The 18,333-nt window shown below is 72.7% G+C and carries 22 protein-coding genes; 17 read left to right on the forward strand and 5 right to left on the reverse strand.

Features of this window, described 5'->3' with window-relative positions; translation table 11 throughout:
- The first annotated feature begins 3 nt into the window (after positions 1 to 3).
- Together ACIGDI_RS35430 and ACIGDI_RS35435 are read left to right on the forward strand one after the other, a co-directional pair.
- Positions 4 to 828, forward strand: coding sequence for an ABC transporter permease (locus tag ACIGDI_RS35430; RefSeq protein WP_399905548.1), 825 nt, complete (start codon positions 4 to 6; stop codon positions 826 to 828).
- A gap of 34 nt (positions 829 to 862) precedes the next feature.
- Positions 863 to 1,555: an AAA family ATPase gene (locus ACIGDI_RS35435; RefSeq protein WP_399905551.1), complete on the forward strand. Its 693-nt coding sequence runs from the start codon at positions 863 to 865 to the stop codon at positions 1,553 to 1,555.
- Positions 1,556 to 1,699: 144 nt separating this feature from the next.
- On the opposite strand, the gene ybaK is transcribed toward ACIGDI_RS35435, so the two are convergent.
- From ybaK to ACIGDI_RS35455, 4 genes are all read right to left on the reverse strand, one after another.
- A complete protein-coding gene (gene ybaK, locus ACIGDI_RS35440) occupies positions 1,700 to 2,200 on the reverse strand; it encodes a Cys-tRNA(Pro) deacylase (protein ID WP_399905554.1) in 501 nt (166 codons plus the stop codon).
- 19 nt (positions 2,201 to 2,219) lie between these two features.
- On the reverse strand, positions 2,220 to 2,960 hold the full coding sequence (locus ACIGDI_RS35445) for an LON peptidase substrate-binding domain-containing protein (RefSeq protein ID WP_390629293.1): 741 nt from the start codon (positions 2,958 to 2,960) through the stop codon (positions 2,220 to 2,222).
- An 11-nt stretch (positions 2,961 to 2,971) separates the two neighbouring features.
- Positions 2,972 to 4,033, reverse strand: coding sequence for a hypothetical protein (locus ACIGDI_RS35450; protein WP_399905557.1), 1,062 nt, complete (start codon positions 4,031 to 4,033; stop codon positions 2,972 to 2,974).
- Positions 4,034 to 4,162: 129 nt separating this feature from the next.
- Complete coding sequence (locus ACIGDI_RS35455) at positions 4,163 to 5,743, reverse strand: oxidoreductase (protein WP_399905560.1); 1,581 nt, start codon at positions 5,741 to 5,743, stop codon at positions 4,163 to 4,165.
- Positions 5,744 to 5,899: 156 nt separating this feature from the next.
- Here ACIGDI_RS35455 and hisD point away from each other — a divergent pair, with 156 nt between their 5' ends.
- The 10 genes from hisD to ACIGDI_RS35505 all read left to right on the forward strand — a co-directional run bounded on the left by hisD (position 5,900) and on the right by ACIGDI_RS35505 (position 13,579).
- A complete protein-coding gene (hisD, locus tag ACIGDI_RS35460; RefSeq protein ID WP_399905563.1) occupies positions 5,900 to 7,225 on the forward strand; it encodes a histidinol dehydrogenase in 1,326 nt (441 codons plus the stop codon).
- Positions 7,222 to 8,328, forward strand: a complete 1,107-nt coding sequence (locus ACIGDI_RS35465; protein WP_399905566.1) for a histidinol-phosphate transaminase — start codon at positions 7,222 to 7,224, stop codon at positions 8,326 to 8,328. The genes hisD and ACIGDI_RS35465 overlap by 4 nt, the downstream gene beginning before the upstream one ends.
- Positions 8,325 to 8,918, forward strand: coding sequence for an imidazoleglycerol-phosphate dehydratase HisB (gene hisB, locus ACIGDI_RS35470; protein WP_030932889.1), 594 nt, complete (start codon positions 8,325 to 8,327; stop codon positions 8,916 to 8,918). The genes ACIGDI_RS35465 and hisB overlap by 4 nt, the downstream gene beginning before the upstream one ends.
- A complete protein-coding gene (locus ACIGDI_RS35475; RefSeq protein WP_058925873.1) occupies positions 8,915 to 9,079 on the forward strand; it encodes a hypothetical protein in 165 nt (54 codons plus the stop codon). The genes hisB and ACIGDI_RS35475 overlap by 4 nt, the downstream gene beginning before the upstream one ends.
- Complete coding sequence (gene hisH / locus ACIGDI_RS35480) at positions 9,076 to 9,717, forward strand: imidazole glycerol phosphate synthase subunit HisH (RefSeq protein ID WP_399905569.1); 642 nt, start codon at positions 9,076 to 9,078, stop codon at positions 9,715 to 9,717. Before ACIGDI_RS35475 ends, hisH begins: the two co-directional genes overlap by 4 nt.
- The gene (gene priA, locus ACIGDI_RS35485) at positions 9,714 to 10,439 is read left to right on the forward strand and encodes a bifunctional 1-(5-phosphoribosyl)-5-((5-phosphoribosylamino)methylideneamino)imidazole-4-carboxamide isomerase/phosphoribosylanthranilate isomerase PriA (RefSeq protein ID WP_200701129.1); all 726 of its coding nucleotides are present in this window, start codon (positions 9,714 to 9,716) and stop codon (positions 10,437 to 10,439) included. The genes hisH and priA overlap by 4 nt, the downstream gene beginning before the upstream one ends.
- Positions 10,436 to 10,831 carry a RidA family protein gene (locus tag ACIGDI_RS35490; protein ID WP_399905573.1) on the forward strand — a complete coding sequence of 132 codons (396 nt, stop codon included), beginning with the start codon at positions 10,436 to 10,438 and terminating at the stop codon, positions 10,829 to 10,831. Before priA ends, ACIGDI_RS35490 begins: the two co-directional genes overlap by 4 nt.
- Positions 10,828 to 11,583: an imidazole glycerol phosphate synthase subunit HisF gene (gene hisF / locus ACIGDI_RS35495; protein ID WP_399905576.1), complete on the forward strand. Its 756-nt coding sequence runs from the start codon at positions 10,828 to 10,830 to the stop codon at positions 11,581 to 11,583. Before ACIGDI_RS35490 ends, hisF begins: the two co-directional genes overlap by 4 nt.
- Before the next feature lie 147 nt (positions 11,584 to 11,730).
- Complete coding sequence (locus ACIGDI_RS35500) at positions 11,731 to 12,321, forward strand: ArsR/SmtB family transcription factor (RefSeq protein ID WP_399905579.1); 591 nt, start codon at positions 11,731 to 11,733, stop codon at positions 12,319 to 12,321.
- 13 nt (positions 12,322 to 12,334) lie between these two features.
- Complete coding sequence (locus ACIGDI_RS35505) at positions 12,335 to 13,579, forward strand: MFS transporter (RefSeq protein ID WP_399905582.1); 1,245 nt, start codon at positions 12,335 to 12,337, stop codon at positions 13,577 to 13,579.
- A gap of 9 nt (positions 13,580 to 13,588) precedes the next feature.
- Here the strand turns inward: ACIGDI_RS35505 and ACIGDI_RS35510 are convergent, their stop codons facing one another.
- The gene (locus ACIGDI_RS35510) at positions 13,589 to 14,224 is read right to left on the reverse strand and encodes a TIGR03085 family metal-binding protein (RefSeq protein ID WP_399905585.1); all 636 of its coding nucleotides are present in this window, start codon (positions 14,222 to 14,224) and stop codon (positions 13,589 to 13,591) included.
- 81 nt (positions 14,225 to 14,305) lie between these two features.
- Here ACIGDI_RS35510 and hisI point away from each other — a divergent pair, with 81 nt between their 5' ends.
- From hisI to ACIGDI_RS35535, 5 genes are all read left to right on the forward strand, one after another.
- Positions 14,306 to 14,698: a phosphoribosyl-AMP cyclohydrolase gene (gene hisI, locus ACIGDI_RS35515; protein WP_399905588.1), complete on the forward strand. Its 393-nt coding sequence runs from the start codon at positions 14,306 to 14,308 to the stop codon at positions 14,696 to 14,698.
- 11 nt (positions 14,699 to 14,709) lie between these two features.
- A complete protein-coding gene (locus ACIGDI_RS35520; RefSeq protein WP_399905590.1) occupies positions 14,710 to 16,188 on the forward strand; it encodes an anthranilate synthase component I in 1,479 nt (492 codons plus the stop codon).
- Between the two features lie 313 nt (positions 16,189 to 16,501).
- The gene (locus ACIGDI_RS35525) at positions 16,502 to 17,143 is read left to right on the forward strand and encodes a TIGR02234 family membrane protein (RefSeq protein WP_399905593.1); all 642 of its coding nucleotides are present in this window, start codon (positions 16,502 to 16,504) and stop codon (positions 17,141 to 17,143) included.
- A 283-nt stretch (positions 17,144 to 17,426) separates the two neighbouring features.
- Positions 17,427 to 17,684: an HGxxPAAW family protein gene (locus tag ACIGDI_RS35530; RefSeq protein WP_390629287.1), complete on the forward strand. Its 258-nt coding sequence runs from the start codon at positions 17,427 to 17,429 to the stop codon at positions 17,682 to 17,684.
- A 91-nt stretch (positions 17,685 to 17,775) separates the two neighbouring features.
- Positions 17,776 to 18,222, forward strand: a complete 447-nt coding sequence (locus tag ACIGDI_RS35535; RefSeq protein ID WP_399905596.1) for a DUF2752 domain-containing protein — start codon at positions 17,776 to 17,778, stop codon at positions 18,220 to 18,222.
- Positions 18,223 to 18,333 lie beyond the last annotated feature (111 nt).

The following is an 18,333-nucleotide window of genomic DNA, read 5'->3' on the forward strand; positions in this document are numbered from 1 at the left end:
GTCGTGAGTGTCGTACCCGCCGAGATTCTGACCGGCTCCGTCGCCGACGAGGACGACGCCGCGCGCGGGGCCGCCGAGCTCGGTCCGCGCGCGCGGATGTGGCCGTCGCTCGTCGCCGTCTACCGGGCGCAGCTGTCGCGGGCCCGGGTCGCGCGGATTCCGCTGCTGTTCGTGGCGACCTTCCAGTCGGTCGGCATCCTGGTCATGATGCGCGGGGTCGTGGACGCGGGCGGCCACGACGCCCGGTTCGTGGTCGCCGGGTCGTCGGTGCTGGTCGTCGCCTACGTCGGGCTGAACCTGCTCGCGCAGTACTTCGGGCAGCTGCGGGGCAGCGGCGGGCTCGACCACTACGCGACGCTGCCGGTGCCGCCCGCGGCGGTCGTGCTCGGGGCGGCGGGCGCCTACGCCTCCTTCACGGTGCCCGGGACCGTGGTGACCGCCGTCTTCGGCGGGGTGCTGTTCGGGCTGCCGCTGTCGCATCTGTGGGTGCTGGCGGCGGTGATCCCGCTCGCGGGCGCCGCCCTGTCCGGACTGGGCGCGGCCCTCGGGCTGCTCGCGCCGCGCCCCGAACTGGCCACGCTGCTGGGCCAGCTGGGGATGTCGGCCGCCCTGCTGCTGGGGGTGCTGCCGGCCGACCGGATGCCGGAGGCCGTGCGGTTCACGCGGGACCTGCTGCCGTCGACGTACGGCGTCGAGGCCTTCGCGCGGACCTTCGGGCCGCATCCCGACTGGGCGTTCGTGGCCGGTGACCTCGCCGTGTGCGCGGGCGTGGGCGTCGCTTCGCTGGCCGCGGCCACCTGGGCGTACCGCCGGGCGGCCGTCCGGTGACGCGCCGCACAGGCGGGCCTGGCACGATGTCAGGGTGACCGCACCGTTGACGCCGCCTCCACCGCCGCATGAACAGTCCGCGCAGAACGCGTGGCAGCCCCCGGCTGCCGGGCATTCGGCTCCCGCGCCGCATGACGCCGCCTGGCACGGTACGTACGGACAGGACGGGCCCGGAATGAAGACGGAAGTGCGCGAGGCCGCCGTCGTCACGGTGGCGGTGGCGCTCGGCGGGGTGCTGCTCGGGCTGCTGTGGTGGTGGCTGGCGCCGCACGTGCCGCTGGTCGGCGACGTCGTCGACAAGAGCTGGGTGGTCTACCTCGCGGACAGCGAGGGGGAGCAGGCCATCGGGGTGGACGGAACGTTCACGCTGCTCGCGCTCGCCTTCGGCGTCGTCAGCGCCCTGGCCGTCTTCCTGTGGCGCCGGCGCGGCGGAGTGCCGCTGGTCGTGGCCCTGGGTGTCGGGGGACTGCTCGCGTCCCTGCTGGCCTGGCGGCTCGGCGTCTGGCTCGGCCCCGAGCAGGACGTCATCGCCCACGCCCGGCAGGTGGGCAAGGGTGTGACGTTCTCGGCGCCGCTCAAGCTGGGTGCCAAGGGGGCGCTGCTGACCTGGCCGCTGGCCGGGCTGATCGTGCACCTCGGCCTGACCGCGCTGTTCGGGCCCCGGGACCCGGAGCCGTACCAGCAGGGTCCCCTCCCGAAGGATCCGTACGGGGCCCCGCTGTCGTAGAAGCGCGGGACCCCGCTGCCGTAGGGACTTACGCCGGACGGTGGCCGTGGTTGGAGCGGCCCTTCTTGACGCGCCACTTGCGTTTGCGGGTTTTCTTCGACATGTCCCTCGTTCTTAACCGAGCGGGGGACGGCCGTCGAGGGGTCACGCACGCCCGACGGGGGCCACCACCGCGTCGGTGAGCCTCGCCAGGTCCTCGGGGGAGAGTTCGACCTCCAGGCCGCGGCGCCCCGCCGACACGCAGATCGTGCCGTGGGCGGAGGCGGAGGAGTCCAGGACCGTGGGCAGCCTCTTGCGCTGGCCGAGCGGGGAGATGCCGCCCCGGACGTAGCCGGTGGTGCGTTCGGCGAGGGCCGGGTCCGCCATGGCCGCCCGTTTGCCGCCCACCGCGGAGGCCAGCGCCTTGAGGTCCAGGCTGCCCGCCACCGGGACCACCGCCACCGTCAGGGTCCCGTCCACGTCGGCCACCAGCGTCTTGAAGACGCGGTCGGGGGAGACGCCCATCGCCTCCGCGGCCTCCTCGCCGTAGGACGGGTGGGAGGGATCGTGGTCGTAGGCGTGGACCGTGAACGCGACGCCCGCGGCGGTCAGGGCCACCGTCGCGGGCGTGCCGCCCTGCTGTTGCTTCTTCGACTTCTTCGCCATCCCGGCCTTCGCAGTGACGTCAGTTGAGGCTCGTACGGCCGCGGGTCAGGTCCGCGGCCGGCAGTGACGGCAGATTACGGATGATGGCCGTCTCGGAGCGAAGGAGTTTCAGTTCGTCGCGCAGCCGGGACGCGGTGTCCGGGGCCTGGAGCAGCCGCTGCTTGGTGGGGGTGTCCAGCATCATCGCCGCCGCGACCAGGTAGGAGACCACGGAGGGCTCGTCCGGGAGTTCCGCGCCGGTCGACAGGGAGCGTTCGCGCGCGCCCGCCAGCCGCTTCTGGTACTGGCGGAAGGCCCGCAGCACGCCCTCCGCGAGCGCGCCCGCCTCCTCGCCCTGCTCCTCTTCGAGCCCCTCCAGCTCGGCCGTGAGGAACGGGCCCGAGGCGTCCACCGAGAGCAGCCGTACCCGGGACGTCCCGGTGGCCAGCACCTCGAAGGTGCCGTCCTCCCGTTCCCGGATCGTCGCGGCGTCCGCCACGCAGCCCACGTCGTGGAAGGAGATCGCCGGGTCGGCGCCGAAGCCGGCGGCCGGGCCGAGGTCGGGCACGGACGTGGGATCCGGCATGCCGGGGGCGCTCGGCGCCACCTCGTGGCCGTCGCGGATCGCCACGACGGCGAACCGGCGCGACTCCTCCTCGGGGGTCTTCAGCAGCTCACGCATCATGGCGCGATAGCGCTCCTCGAAGACGTTGAGCGGCAGTACCAGCCCGGGGAACAGCACCGAGTTCAGGGGGAAGAGCGGAAGACGGACGGTGGTCACGGCGCAAGAGCCTAATGGTCGCCGGAGCCGACGCGTCCGCCGCGCTCACTTCGTGGATCGCGCGGCACCGGGCCGGCCCCCGCCCGGCACCGGCCGACGACGTCGGCGCGCACCTTCAGGAACAGGGCCAGCGGGTCCTCCGACAGCTGGCCCCAGGGGAAGGACGTGGCGTACGGGCCGATGAGCCGCAACTGGCCGAGGGCGTCCTGCCAGCGCTCCAGGCCGACGAGGACGTACGTCAGCTTGTTGCGGATCTCGGCAGGCCACGGCGTGGCCGCCGGGAAGCGGGCCGAGAACGCGATCGCCCGGTCGGCGGACGCGTGCAGCCGCTCCCGCGGCACAGCCGGGCCGGCGCCACCGGTGAAGCACGCGAGGGCCGCCCGCGAGGGCAGCGCCTGGAGGAGCGAGTCGTCGGGGGCGTCCTGCGCGGCCCGGTCGGCGAAGTCGAAGCACTCGCGGTACGAGCCCTGCCAGGAGGTGGCCAGATAGCGCAGGGCGGCCACATGGCAGCCGTAGTGGTGCGGGGCGCGGCGCAGCGCCGCCTCCCACAGCTCGCCGAAGTACTTGTGGCCGGCGCCCGTGCCGCGGGCGTGGTCCAGCGCGATCCGCCAGGGCACCGGGTCGCGGTCGGTGGCCCGCGCGGCGGCCGTGACCAGGGAGCTCACCTCGCGCAGCAACTCGGCGCGGGCCGGGGAGTCCCAGGCGCGGTCCACCGCGAGCTGGGCCCGCAGCAGCAGCACGTCCGGGTCCTGCGGCGCGTCCGCGTACCACCGCTCCAGCCACTCGACCCGGGCCCGGGCGAAGGCCGACAGCCGTCTGGCGTACCGGTCGCGGTACTCCCACTCGGCACGCGCGCGGGTCGCCGCGAGCAGTGCGGAGACGGGGGCGTACTCGCCGTCCGCCGCCGCGACGAGCGTCGGTCCGAGGCGGTCGTCGGGCGCGTCGAGGAGCACCTCGTCGTCGGCGGGCAGCCCGGGGGCGTCCGCGGGCGGCGCGGAGCGGTGGCGCGGCGCGGAGCGGGCGGTCCGGGCCGCGCGGTTGAACGGGTGCAGCAGTGCCATGGTGTCGACCATTGAAAGGCCGCAGGTCAGGCGTGCGCCAGCCGGAGGGGACAACTCACGGAAAGTTGTACGCCGGGCGGTCAAGAGCCGGTAAAGGTCGAATGTTGAACAAATGGCCGATGTGTGCAGGCCTTGTGATGATCAGTTGCGGCGCAGCATGCGCGTCGCCCCGGCGGCCACCGTCGTCGCCAGCACCCAGCCCAGCAGGACCATGACCGCGGCCAGCCACTGCCAGCCGCCGCTGAGCTGCCAGACGCCGACCTGGCCCAGGTCGATGACCGGCAGCAGCAGGTCCAGGGCGAACAGGGCCGGGTTCCACGGCGGATGCGCCGACCCGGGCTGCAGCGGCGGATGGCTCGCGTGCGCGAAGGCCAGTGAGCCTGCCGCCCACAGCACCGCCATCCACACCGCGGCCCGCCCCGGCCGGTACCCGTAGGCCACCGTCCAGTCCTGCGCGTACCCCCACAGCTTCGCGGCGAGCGGCAGGCTCTCGCGGCGCCGGCGCTGCTTGGCCAGCAGCACCTCGCGGGCGTCCTCGTCCTCGCCGCCGGCCCGCAGCACGGCGGCCAGGCGCTCGTACGGCTCCGGGTTGTACTCGGCGGTCGCCGCGGCCACCCAGTCCAGCCGCTCCGCCAGCGGGAAGGGCCCCAGCGGTACGAGGTTCTCGTACTGGAAACCGCCCATGTGCAGGTTGCCCGGGCCCGGCCAGGCGCTCGCCCGGTCGACGAGGTTGACCACCCGCGCCCCCGACAGGGCGACCTTGCCGCGCTGCGGCCGCTCGCCGAGGAAACGCAGCTCCGGCGTCTGCACCCGGCGCAGCGACAGCTCCTGGTCGTCGGTGAACGCGAACCGCGCCCGCTCCAGGTCGACGGCGTCCCCGAACCGCCCGTCGTCCAGCCGCACCCCGCCCCGGCACTCGAACCGCTGGATCCGGGTCCCGCGCGCCGGCGTCGCCCCGCTCGGCGTCGACGCGCCGACGCCCGCCGGGGTCAGGTACAGGGTGCGCCCGACGGTCAGCTGGGGCGCGTTCAGCGCGTGCCGGCCGTACGGGTTGCTCAGCCGGGCGCCGCGCAGGCTCAGGCTGACGCCCACCTTGGCGCTGCGCAGGCTCAGCTCGCCCTCCGCCTCCAACAGCTCGGCCTGCAGGTCCTGGCCGACGGTCATGCCGTCCGCTGCGATCGAGCGGCCGGCGCGGTCGGGATGGACGATCGCCTGGTTGAGCATCAGGTCGGTGCCGATGTGGGCGTCGGTGAGCCGTACGCCGCCCGGGAACCGGCAGCGCGGCAGGTGCAGATCGCCCTCGGTGTGCACCCGGGCCGCCTCCAGACGCGGCACCGAGCAGTCCACCAGCCGCACGGTGGTGAAGCGGGCCTCCGGCACCAGCAGCTCCCGCTCGAACCGGCAGCCGCGCATCTCCACGTACGGCACCACGACGCCGCCGGAGAGCTCCAGGGTGCCGCTGACCTGCACCCCGCGCAGCTTCAGCGCGGAGACGCGGCCCGCGAGCGCGGGCGGGCCGTCCAGCAGCAGCCAGGCCACGATGCGTGCCCGCACGGTCCGCTCCGGTCCCCAGCGGTGGCCGCCGTGCGGATCGTCGACGGCCGCGTCGCCGCTGCTGAGGTCGTACGTACTGCCGTTGCGGAAGGCCTGCCACATGCCGGCCTCGGCCGCGGTCAGGTCGTCCGGCAGGTCTCCGGCGTGGATGCCGGCCCCCTCGGTCACAGCTCCTCCAGTCCCGTGTTCGCACAACTGTTCATGCCCGTTGCGTCACACCCGAATCACTGGACGTACTGTGCCGTGCGAGGCGAAGCGGTGGTTCTGTATCAGCCATTGATACGCGCGGACGACGGCTGACCCGGGTCTGAGAGAATTGACCCCGTGATCTCCCGAATCGATCTGCGCGGCGACGCCCTTCCCGAGGGCCCCGCCCTGCGCGACCTGCTGCCCCGAGCCGACTTCGACGTTCAGGCCGCCTTGGAGAAGGTGCGTCCGATCTGCGAGGCCGTGCATCATCGGGGCGACGCGGCGCTGATCGACTTCGCCGAGAAGTTCGACGGCGTCCGGCTCGAGCAGGTGCGGGTGCCCGCCGAGGCCCTGGCGAAGGCCCTGGACGAACTCGACCCGGCCGTGCGCGCGGCTCTGGAGGAGTCCATCCGGCGTGCCCGCATCGTCCACCGCGAGCAGCGCCGCACGTCCCGCACGACCCAGGTCGTGCCCGGCGGCTCGGTGACCGAGAAGTGGGTGCCGGTCGAGCGCGTCGGCCTGTACGCGCCGGGCGGCCGGTCGGTCTACCCGTCCTCCGTGATCATGAACGCCGTCCCGGCCCAGGAGGCCGGCGTCGAGTCGATCGCCCTCGCCTCCCCGGCGCAGGCCGAGTTCGGCGGCCTGCCGCACCCGACGATCCTCGCCGCCTGCGCGCTGCTCGGCGTCGACGAGGTCTACGCCGCCGGCGGCGCCACCGCGGTCGCGATGTTCGCGCACGGCACCGAGTCCTGCCCGCCCGCCAACATGGTCACCGGCCCCGGCAACATCTGGGTCGCCGCCGCCAAGCGCTACTTCACCGGCCGGATCGGCATAGACGCCGAGGCCGGCCCGACCGAGATCGCGATCCTCGCCGACGACACGGCCGACCCGGTGCACGTCGCCTCCGACCTGATCAGCCAGGCCGAGCACGACCCGCTCGCCGCCGCCGTCCTCGTCACCGACTCCCTCGCGCTCGCGGACGCCGTCGAGAAGGAGCTGGAGCCCCAGGTCGCCGCCACCAAGCACATCGAGGACCGCATCCGCCCGGCGCTCGCGGGCCGTCAGTCCGCGATCGTGCTCGTCGACGGCGTCGACGAGGGCCTGCGGGTGGTCGACGCCTACGGCGCCGAGCACCTGGAGATCCAGACGGCCGACGCCACCGCGGTGGCCGACCGGGTGAAGAACGCGGGCGCGATCTTCATCGGCCCCTGGGCCCCGGTCTCGCTCGGCGACTACGCGGCCGGCTCCAACCACGTGCTGCCGACCGGCGGTTGCGCCTGCCACTCCTCCGGCCTGTCCGTGCAGTCCTTCCTGCGCGGCATCCACATCGTGGACTACACCGAGGACGCGCTGGCCGAGGTCGCGCACCACGTGGTCACGCTGGCGGAGGCGGAGGACCTCCCGGCACACGGCGCGGCGATCAAGGCACGGTTCGGCTGGAAGGTACCCGAGAGCAAGTGACCGGCATCGACGATCTTCCCGTACGGGACGAGCTGCGCGGCAAGTCCCCTTACGGCGCGCCCCAGTTGGACGTCCCCGTACGGCTGAACACCAACGAGAACCCCTACCCGCTGCCCGAGCCGCTGGTCGAGCGCATCGCCGAGCGCGTCCGTGAGGCCGCCCGCAACCTCAACCGCTACCCGGACCGGGACGCGGTGGAGCTGCGCACCCAGCTCGCCAAGTACCTGACGGACACCTCCGGTCACGAGGTCGGCCCGGCCAACGTGTGGGCGGCCAACGGCTCCAACGAGGTCATCCAGCAGCTGCTGCAGACCTTCGGCGGACCGGGCCGCACGGCGATCGGCTTCGAGCCGTCGTACTCGATGCACTCGCTCATCGCGCGCGGCACCGGCACCGGCTGGATCTCCGGTCCCCGCAACGAGGACTTCACCATCGACCTCGCGGCGGCGGAGAAGGCCATCGCCGAGCACCGGCCGGACGTCGTCTTCGTCACCACCCCCAACAACCCCACCGGCAACGCGGTCCCGCCCGAGACGGTCCTCGCGCTGTACGAGGCCGCGCAGGCGGCCAAGCCGTCGATGGTGATCGTGGACGAGGCGTACATCGAGTTCAGCCACGGCCGCTCGCTGCTGCCGCTCATCGAGGGCCGGCCGAACCTGGTCGTCTCCCGGACGATGTCGAAGGCCTTCGGCGCGGCGGGCCTGCGCCTCGGCTACCTCGCCGCGCACCCGGCGGTCGTGGACGCCGTCCAGCTCGTACGGCTGCCCTACCACCTGTCCGCGGTCACCCAGGCGACCGCCCTGGCCGCCCTGGAGCACACCGGCACGCTGCTGAAGTACGTCGAGCAGCTGAAGGCGGAGCGGGACCGGCTGGTCGACGAGCTGCGCGCGGCCGGCTACGAGGTCGTGGAGTCCGACGCCAACTTCGTGCAGTTCGGGCGGTTCGAGGACTCCCACGCGGCCTGGCAGCGGATCCTCGACCGGGGTGTGCTGGTCCGCGACAACGGCATTCCGGGGTGGCTGCGGGTGTCCGCGGGAACCCCGGCGGAGAACGACGCGTTCCTCGACGCGGTACGTGCGATGAAGAAGGAGCAGAGCTCATGAGCCGCGTGGGACGCGTGGAGCGAGTCACCAAGGAAACCTCGGTGCTCGTCGAGATCGACCTCGACGGGTCCGGCAAGGTCGACGTGTCGACGGGCGTCGGGTTCTACGACCACATGCTCGACCAGCTCGGCCGGCACGGTCTGTTCGACCTCACCGTGAAGACCGAGGGCGACCTGCACATCGACTCCCACCACACCATCGAGGACACCGCCCTCGCGCTCGGCGCCGCCTTCAAGCAGGCGCTCGGCGACAAGGTGGGCATCTACCGCTTCGGCAACTGCACGGTCCCGCTGGACGAGTCCCTCGCCCAGGTCACCGTCGACCTCTCCGGCCGCCCCTACCTCGTGCACACCGAGCCCGAGAACATGGCGCCGATGATCGGCGAGTACGACACCACCATGACCCGGCACATCCTGGAGTCCTTCGTGGCCCAGGCCCAGATCGCGCTGCACGTGCACGTGCCGTACGGTCGGAACGCGCACCACATCGTGGAGTGCCAGTTCAAGGCGCTGGCACGGGCCCTGCGATACGCCTCCGAGCGCGACCCGCGCGCGGCCGGCATCCTCCCCTCCACGAAGGGCGCGCTGTGAACGGCCTGTCGACCCTCCTGATCGTCGTCGGCCTCTTCCTGGTCGGCGGCATCATCTCCTTCGTCAAGCAGGGCATGCCCAAGCAGCTCGTCGTGCTGCTGTCGATCGGCGCCGCGATGTGCCTGGTCGCGGGGATCATGAGGCTGGAGGTGTGGAATTGAGCGCACCCAAAAAGGTCGTGGTCTTCGACTACGGCTTCGGCAACGTCCGCTCCGCCGAGCGCGCCCTCGCGCGCGCGGGAGCCGACGTCGAGATAACGCGTGACTTCGACCGGGCCATGAACGCCGACGGCCTGCTGGTGCCCGGCGTCGGCGCCTTCGCCGCCTGCATGAAGGGCCTGAAGGAGGCCCGCGGCGACTGGATCATCGACCGCCGGCTGTCCGGCGGGCGCCCGGTGATGGGCATCTGCGTCGGCATGCAGATCCTCTTCGCGCGCGGCATCGAGCACGGCGTGGAGACCGAGGGCCTCGACGAGTGGCCCGGCTCCGTCGAGCCGCTGCAGGCCGAGATCGTGCCGCACATGGGCTGGAACACCGTCGAGACGCCGGCCGACTCCGAGCTGTTCGCCGGCCTGGACGCGGACGCCCGCTTCTACTTCGTGCACTCCTACGCCGTTCACGACTGGGCGCTGGAGACGCACAACCCGACCATGCACACCCCCAAAGTGACCTGGTCCACGCACGGCAAGCCCTTCGTGGCCGCCGTCGAGAACGGCGCTCTGTGGGCCACCCAGTTCCACCCCGAGAAGTCCGGCGACGCCGGAGCCCAGCTCCTCACCAACTGGATCGGAACACTGTGAGCAAGCTCGAACTCCTCCCCGCCGTCGATGTGCGCGACGGCCAGGCCGTCCGCCTCGTCCACGGCGAGTCCGGCACGGAGACCTCGTACGGCTCCCCGCTGGAGGCCGCCCTCGCCTGGCAGCGGTCGGGCGCCGAGTGGCTGCACCTGGTCGACCTGGACGCCGCCTTCGGCACCGGCGACAACCGCGCGCTGATCGCCGAGGTGACGAAGGCGATGGACATCAAGGTGGAGCTGTCCGGCGGCATCCGCGACGACGACACCCTCGCCGCCGCGCTCGCCACCGGCTGCACCCGGGTCAACCTCGGCACGGCCGCCCTGGAGACCCCGGAGTGGGTCGCCAAGGTCATCGCCGAGCACGGCGACAAGATCGCGGTGGGCCTGGACGTCCGCGGTACGACCCTGCGCGGCCGCGGCTGGACCCGCGACGGCGGCGACCTCTACGAGACGCTGGAGCGCCTCAACAAGGAGGGCTGCGCGCGGTACGTCGTGACCGACATCGCCAAGGACGGCACGCTGCAGGGCCCGAACCTGGAACTGCTGAGGAACGTCTGCGCCGCGACGGACCGCCCGGTCGTGGCGTCCGGCGGCGTGTCGTCGCTCGACGACCTGCGCGCCATCGCCGAACTGGTGCCCCTCGGTGTCGAGGGCTCCATCGTCGGGAAGGCCCTGTACGCGAAGGCGTTCACCCTGGAAGAGGCCTTGGAGGCGGTAGCCAAGTGAGCGATGTACGCCGGGTTGCGACCGGTGCCCCCTGGGAGGACACGTTCGGCTACTCCCGTGCGGTGGAGCTGCCGAACGGCTTGGTGCTGGTCTCGGGCTGCACGTCCATAGTGGACGGCGAGATCGCCGGGGGCGGCCCGTACGAGCAGGCGATCAACGCCTTCAACGTCGCCCTGGCGGCGCTGGGGCAGGTGGGTCTCGGCCGTGAGGACGTCGTGCGTACGCGCATGTACATCACGCATGCCCGGGATGTGGAAGACGTCGGGCGCGCACACAAGGAGCTGTTCGACGACGTCCGGCCCGCCGCTTCGATGATCATCGTCTCCGGTTTCGTGGACCCCAGCCTGGTCGTCGAGGTCGAGGTGGAGGCGTTCCGAGGAGCAACCTCATGACCCTGGCGGTCCGAGTCATCCCCTGCCTGGACGTGGACAACGGCCGGGTCGTCAAGGGCGTCAACTTCCAGAACCTGCGCGACGCGGGCGACCCGGTCGAGATGGCCAAGGTGTACGACGCCGAGGGCGCCGACGAGCTGACGTTCCTGGACATCACCGCGTCGTCCGGAAACCGCGATACGACGTACGACGTGGTGCGCCGCACGGCCGAGCAGGTCTTCATCCCGCTGACCGTGGGCGGCGGCGTGCGCACCGCCGAGGACGTGGACAAGCTGCTGCGCGCCGGCGCCGACAAGGTGGGCGTCAACACGGCTGCCATCGCCCGTCCCGACCTCATCCGGGAGATCGCCGAGCGGTTCGGCCGGCAGGTGCTGGTGCTGTCGGTGGACGCGCGCCGCACGCCGGAGGGCACCTTCGAGGTCACCACCCACGGCGGCCGGCGCGGCACCGGCATCGACGCCGTCGAGTGGGCGCACCGGGCGGCCGAGCTGGGCGCCGGCGAGATCCTGCTGAACTCGATGGACGCGGACGGCACCAAGGACGGCTACGACCTGGAGATGATCGCCGCGGTCCGCAAGCACGTCACGGTCCCGCTGATCGCCTCGGGCGGCGCCGGCAAGCTGTCCGACTTCCCGCCGGCCATCGCGGCGGGCGCGGACGCGGTCCTGGCCGCGTCGGTCTTCCACTTCGGCGATCTGCGGATCGGCGAGGTGAAGCAGACGCTGAAGGAGGCGGGGCACCCCGTGCGGTGAGGCCCCGGAAGACGGCGCGTGAGCGCCGATCACGGCGGCGTGTAAGCCCCGGTCACCAGGTGATCGGGGCTTACTCATGGCCAGATGCGAAAGAGAAGTTGCGCAAAATTCGTTGTGCAATTTTCCTTTCCTTTCTAGGGTGGGCGCATGGCAGACAGGGAGAGAGACCGCCGGATCCAGGACGTGGGCACCCTCAAGGCGCTCGCCCACCCGCTGCGGATGCAGCTGTACCGGGGCCTGACCATCGCGCGCGTGGCGACGGCGTCCCAACTGGCCGAACAGGTGGACGAGGCCGTCTCCCTGGTCAGCTACCACCTGCGCAAGCTCGCCGAGCACGGCCTCATCGAGGGGGCCGAGACCCAGAGCGCGGACGGCAGGGAGCGCTGGTGGCAGCCCGCCTCCGACGGCGTCAGCGTCCGCGACGAGGACTTCCGCGACGCCCCCGAGAAGGCCGCCGCGCACACCGCGGCCAGCCGCCTCTTCTTCGAGCAGCGCGCCGACATGTACCGCCGCTTCCTCGACGAGCGCGCCCATTGGAGCGCCGCCTGGGCCACGGCCCACGAGTCCTCCGAGTGGCTGCTCAAGCTCACCCCGGAGGAACTGGCCGCACTGGCCAAGGAGATGCACGCCCTCGTCCGCAGGTACGAGGAGCGCGGCCGCGCCGCCGACGCCGCAGGCGACACCGAGGGCCGCGAGAACGTCGCGGTGCACACGTACGGCTTCCCTTTCCGTGTCTGAGAGGACGGACCGCGTGCCCACCACCCTCGCCCCCACGGCCGACCCGGTCACCGGCCCGGCCCACCGCGACGCCAACGTGCTGCGCTGGCTCGGCGCGTACGTCTCGTCCGCGATCGGCGACAACGTCTACTACATCGCCCTGTCCTGGGCCGCCGTCCAGTCCGGCACCCCGGCCCAGGCCGGACTGGTCACCGCGGCCAGTGCGCTGCCGCGCGCCGTGCTGATGCTCGGTGGAGGCGTGATCGCCGACCGCTACGGCCCGCGCCCGACCGTCCTGGTCAGCACCGTGGCGCGCGGCGCCCTCGTGCTGACCGCGGCGGCCCTGCTGCTCGCCGCCAGCCCCGGGCTGTGGCTGCTGGGTGCGGTCGCCGTGCTGTTCGGTGTCGTCGACGCCGTCTTCCTGCCCGCCGCCGGCGCCCTGCCCGCGCGGATCACCACGCGCGGCCAACTCGCCCGCGTCCAGGGGATGCGCGGTCTCGCCACCCGGCTCGCCAACGTCCTCGGCGGTCCGCTGGGCGGTCTGGGCGTCGCCCTCGGCGGTACGGCGGGCGCGTTCGGACTGGCCGCGCTGCTGGTCGGGGCCTCCCTGCCGCTGCTGCTGACCGTGCGGGTCGGCACACCGGCCCCGGACGACACCCAAGAGCGGGCCTCGGCCCTGGCCGAACTGCGCGCCGGGCTGTGTCACGTCGGACAGGACAAGGTGCTGCGCCCGCTGGTGCTCGCCGCGGCCCTCAGCGACCTCGGTTTCGTCGGCCCGATGAACCTCGGCCTGACCCTGCTCGCCCAGGACCGCGGTTGGGGTTCCTCCGGCATGGGCTGGGTGCTGGCGGGCTTCGGCACCGGCGCCGGGACCGCCTCACTGCTGCTCACCTGGCGCGGCCGGGTGCCCCGGGCCGGCATCGTGGCCGCGAGCACGAACCTCCTGGGCGCCGTGGCCATCGGCTCGCTCGCCCAGACCTCGTCCGTCGCCGCGGGGACCTGCGTGGCCGTGTGCATCGGACTGCTCGCCGGGCTGGCGGGGGCCGTGACCGGGGCGCTCATACAGAGCGCGGCGGGCCCGGCCTACGTCGGCCGGGTCACCGCCGCCTCCACGCTCGTCGGCTTCGGCGTCGCGCCGCTCACCTTCCCCGTGGTCGGCTGGGCGGCAGACCTGTGGGGTGTGGGGCCCGTCTTCGCGGTGTGCGCCGCGGTCAGCGCCCTCGGCGGAGTCGTCGCCCTGTGCTCGGGCTCCCTGCGCCGGGCGGAGCTGCCCCGGTGACCGGCCGGCTCAGATGCCCAGCTGCTTGGCCTCGTGCAGCTTGCTGATGGCGTCCTTGTCGCCGTCCAGATCCACCTTGGCGGTGCTCTGCCGCCCCATCGAGAACAGCATCAGCTCCGACGGCTCCCCGGTCGCCGTCACGACCGGAGTGCCGCGGTGCGCCACCACCGTCTGGCCGTCGTGGCGGCGCAGCACCAGCCCTGTGGGGATGTTGCGGCCGATCAGCCGGGCGGTCCGCTCCAGCCGCGACCACAGTGCGTCCTGGAAGACCTGGTCGAGCTCGCGCGGCGTCCAGTCCGGCTGCGCCCGGCGCACGTCCTCGGTGTGCACGTAGAACTCGACCGTGTTCGACATCTCGTCGACCTGCTTGAGCGAGAACGGCGAGAAACGCGGCGGCCCGGTGCGGATCAGCTGGATCAGTTCCTCGTACGGCTTTTCCGCGAACTCCGCCATCACCCGCTCCAGGCGGGGTGCGAGCTGTTTGATCAGGATGCCGCCGGCGGCGTCGGGGCGGCGTTCGCGCACCACCACGTGCGCGGCCAGTTCACGGGTCCGCCAACCCTCGCAGAGGGTCGGGGCCTCCGGGCCCTCCGCCTCCAACAGGTCGGCCAGAAGAAGTCGTTCACGCTTGGCGAATGTCGACATGCAGCCAGCCTACGACCGGACGACGGGTCCGCGTAGTGGACACCACGCGGTCATTCGGTTGCGCACGGCACAATGGCCCCCATGACCAGTACGCCCCCGCCCAGCCCCCTCGACCCGGCGCTCGCCGCACGCCTGAAGCGCAGCCCCGACGGGCTCGTCCCCGCCATCGCCCAGCAGTACGACACCGGTGAGGTGCTGATGCTCGGCTGGATGGACGACGAGGCGCTGCACCGCACCCTCACCACCGGCCGCTGCACCTACTGGTCGCGCAGCCGCCAGGAGTACTGGGTGAAGGGCGACACCTCGGGGCACTTCCAGTGGGTCAAGTCGGTCGCCCTGGACTGCGACGCCGACACCGTGCTGGTCAAGGTCGACCAGGTCGGCGCCGCCTGCCACACCGGCGCACGCACCTGCTTCGACGCGGACGTACTCCTCAAGGACGCCGACTCCGGTGTCCCCGGCCCGGCTCAGTAAGGTCATCCGCCATGGACCTCGAGACCTTCCGCAAGCTCGCCACCGACCGCCGCGTCATCCCGGTCACGCGCAAGCTCCTCGCCGACGGCGACACCCCGGTCGCGCTCTACCGCAAACTCGCCGCCGAGCGGCCCGGCACCTTCCTGCTGGAGTCCGCGGAGAACGGCCGCTCCTGGTCCCGCTACTCCTTCGTCGGCGTCCGCTCCGCGGCCACCCTGACGGCCCGTGACGGACAGGCCCACTGGCTGGGCACCCCGCCCGTCGGCGTTCCCGTGGACGGCGATCCGCTCGCCGCCCTGCGCGCCACCATCGAGGCGCTGCACACCCCGCACCAGGAGGACCTGCCGCCCTTCACCGGCGGCATGGTCGGCTACCTCGGCTACGACATCGTGCGCCGCCTGGAGAAGATCGGCCCCGGCGAGCGCGACGACCTCAAGCTGCCCGAGCTGACCATGCTGCTCACCAGCGACCTCGCCGTGATGGACCACTGGGAGGGCTCGGTCCTGCTGATCGCCAACGCGATCAACCACAACGACCTCGACACGGGCGTGGACGAGGCCCACGCGGACGCGATGGCCCGCCTCGACGCCATGGAGGCCGACCTCTCGCGCCCGGTCGCCCAGCCCCCGGCCCACCTGCCGCCGTCGGAACTGCCCGAGTACACGGCCCTGTGGGGCGGCCCCGACTTCCAGCGGGCCGTCGAGGACGTCAAGGAGCGCATCCGCGCGGGCGAGGCCTTCCAGGTCGTGCCCTCGCAGCGCTTCGAAACGCCGTGCACGGCGAGCGCGTTGGACGTCTACCGGGTCCTGAGGGCGACCAACCCCTCCCCGTACATGTACCTGTTCCGCTTCGACGGCTTCGACGTCGTCGGCTCGTCCCCCGAGGCCCTGGTCAAGGTCGAGGACGGACGCGCCATGGTCCACCCGATCGCCGGCACCCGGCACCGAGGGGCCACCCCGCAGGAGGACCAGGCCCTCGCCGACGAGCTGCTCGCCGACCCCAAGGAGCGCGCCGAGCACCTGATGCTGGTCGACCTCGGCCGCAACGACCTGGGGCGGGTCTGCGAGCCGGGCTCCGTCGAGGTCGTCGACTTCATGTCCGTCGAGCGGTACTCGCACGTGATGCACATCGTCTCGACCGTCACCGGCAAGGTCGCCGCCGGCCGCACCGCCTTCGACGTCCTGACGGCGTGCTTCCCGGCGGGCACCCTCTCCGGTGCGCCCAAGCCGCGCGCGATGCAGATCATCGACGAACTGGAGCCGTCCCGGCGCGGGTTGTACGGCGGCTGCGTCGGATACCTGGACTTCGCTGGCGACTCCGACACCGCCATCGCCATCCGTACGGCCCTGCTGCGGGACGGCACCGCGTACGTGCAGGCCGGAGCCGGCATCGTGGCCGACTCCGACCCGGTCGCGGAGGACCAGGAGTGCCGCAACAAGGCGGCCGCGGTCCTCCGCGCGGTGCACACCGCGAACAGGCTGGGCTCGTAGGGCGGTTCAGCCGGTGAAGGCGGCGGTCCCGTTCGGCACGCCGAGGCCGGACGGCCCGTCGTATCCGGTGGTGCCGGTGCACCGGTAGGTGCCGCCGCATGCCGTCGGAGCCGCTGGTCACGTCGTACAGCGCCGAGGTGTGCGCACAGGGGAACGACGCGGGGCAGGAGCCGGCGGACGGGGCGCCCGCCGGCGCGTGGGTCGCCGCGATCAGCGGGGCCGGTGTGACGTGCCTGAGGTGTGCATGGCGGAACCGTGGCCTGGCCATGGGTTGACAGCCCCGGGTGACGCGTCCGGTCGAAGGCAGGCGATAGTGGAGTACGTGACTGCCGTACCGCACCCCCGTTCCCAAGCCGCAGGACCCGCCCGGGCCGGCCGCGTCTCCCTCGCCCTGGCCCTGTCGGCCGGCGCGCTCGGCGCGGCCGTGGCACTGCTGGCCACCCGGCAGCGCTGGGCGGAGGGCACCGCGACCGTGGCGGGCGCCCCCTTCTCGCTGACCGCCAAGGGCAGCGACGTCACGGGCGTCCCCGCGGCCCTCGCCATAGTGGGCCTCGCCGCGCTCGTCGCCGTCTTCGCCGTCCGCGGGGCCGGCCGCACGCTGGTCGCGGCCCTGCTCGCGCTCTGCGGCGCGGGCACCGTCGTAGCAGCCCTGCTGGGCGTCTCCGACAGCTCCGCGCTCGACGAGAAGGCCGCGCGGGCCGCGGGCGACACCTCGGCGACCGTGCACGCCCTCGCTCACACCGCCTGGCCCTATGTCGCGGCCGGCGGCGGCGCGCTGATCCTGCTGGCCGGGCTGCTGGCGCTGCGCTACGGGCGGCACTGGCCGGCGATGTCCGGCCGCTACGAGCGGGGCGGCGCGCCCCGGCCGCGCCGGGCGGCCGCGGCGGTCGACCCCGACCGGCCCGAGGAACTGTGGAAGGCGCTGGACCGCGGCGAGGACCCCACGGGGGCGTAGCGATCCGCGGAACCGGCGCTCGGGTCGTCCGGGCGGTCCCGCGCCGTGGCCGCAGGCCGAAGCCGCAGAGGCACTAGGAGTACGAGGCCATGTAGGCCCCGTCGGTCGGCGGCGTGGCCGGCGGCCTAGGGGGTCGAGTCCGCCCGGAAGGGCCGTGGGGGTTCGGGGGTCACTTGACCGGCCGGGACACTGGGGCCACCCCCGAGGAGCGCACGCGTGCGCGTGCGGGACAATGTTGTGGAGCATCCGGCTCAGACACGTAAACAGCAACGAGGAGCAAGTCATGGCGGGCAGCAGCCACGGTCACACCCCGGCCGCCTGGACCGGTGTCATCATCGCCTTCATCGGTTTCTGCGTTTCGGGTGCCTTCATGGTGATGGCTCAGCCCGTGGGCTTCTGGGCCGGTATGGCGCTCGTGGTGATCGGCGGCATCGTCGGCTGGGTCATGAGCGCCATGGGCCTCGGCCAGCCCAAGGACACGCACGAGAAGTTCCAGGCCGCGCTGGCCGACAGCCAGGCCACCGCGGTCGCCAAGGGCTGACGCGCGCACGGGTCCGCGCACCGGACCGACGGAGGGGCGATCCGCATCCGGATCGCCCCTCACGCGTGCGTGGCGGCCTTCCGGGGGGAGAATGCGAGACGTGAACGCCGAGACTCAGACCGTGACACCGACCGGCACCGGATCCGCGCTCGCGCGCCTCGCCGTGCCCGCCGGCATCATGGCGGCCGTCGCCGGGGCCTTCGCGTACGTGGGCGCGGTGAACCCGAACGAGCCCGGCCACTACCCCGTCTGCCCGCTCTACCGCGTCACCGGCCTCTACTGCCCGGGCTGCGGCGGCCTGCGCAGCGCCCACGCGTTCGTCCACGGGGACTTCGTGGCGGCGCTGCACGACAACGCCCTGGCCACCGTCGGCTATCCGCTCTTCGCGGTGCTGTGGACCGTATGGGTGGTGCGCGCCGCGCGCGGGCGCCCCTCGCGGCTCACGCTCGGCCCGGTGCACATGTGGGCGCTGGGGGCATTGCTGCTGGTCTTCAGCATTGTCCGGAACCTGCCGTCGGGTGGCTGGCTGCGCCCTTGATCGACCTGTGGGCGTCCGGATAGAGGGACCGGCGTCAACCGGATGCGAGGCCTTCGCCCTCCTGCGGATACCATCGCAGTGACCACCGGTTTTCCGCCGGTCGAATGTTTT

The sequence above is a fragment of the Streptomyces sp. NPDC085900 genome, from assembly GCF_044540925.1.
Taxonomy (GTDB): domain Bacteria; phylum Actinomycetota; class Actinomycetes; order Streptomycetales; family Streptomycetaceae; genus Streptomyces; species Streptomyces gilvifuscus.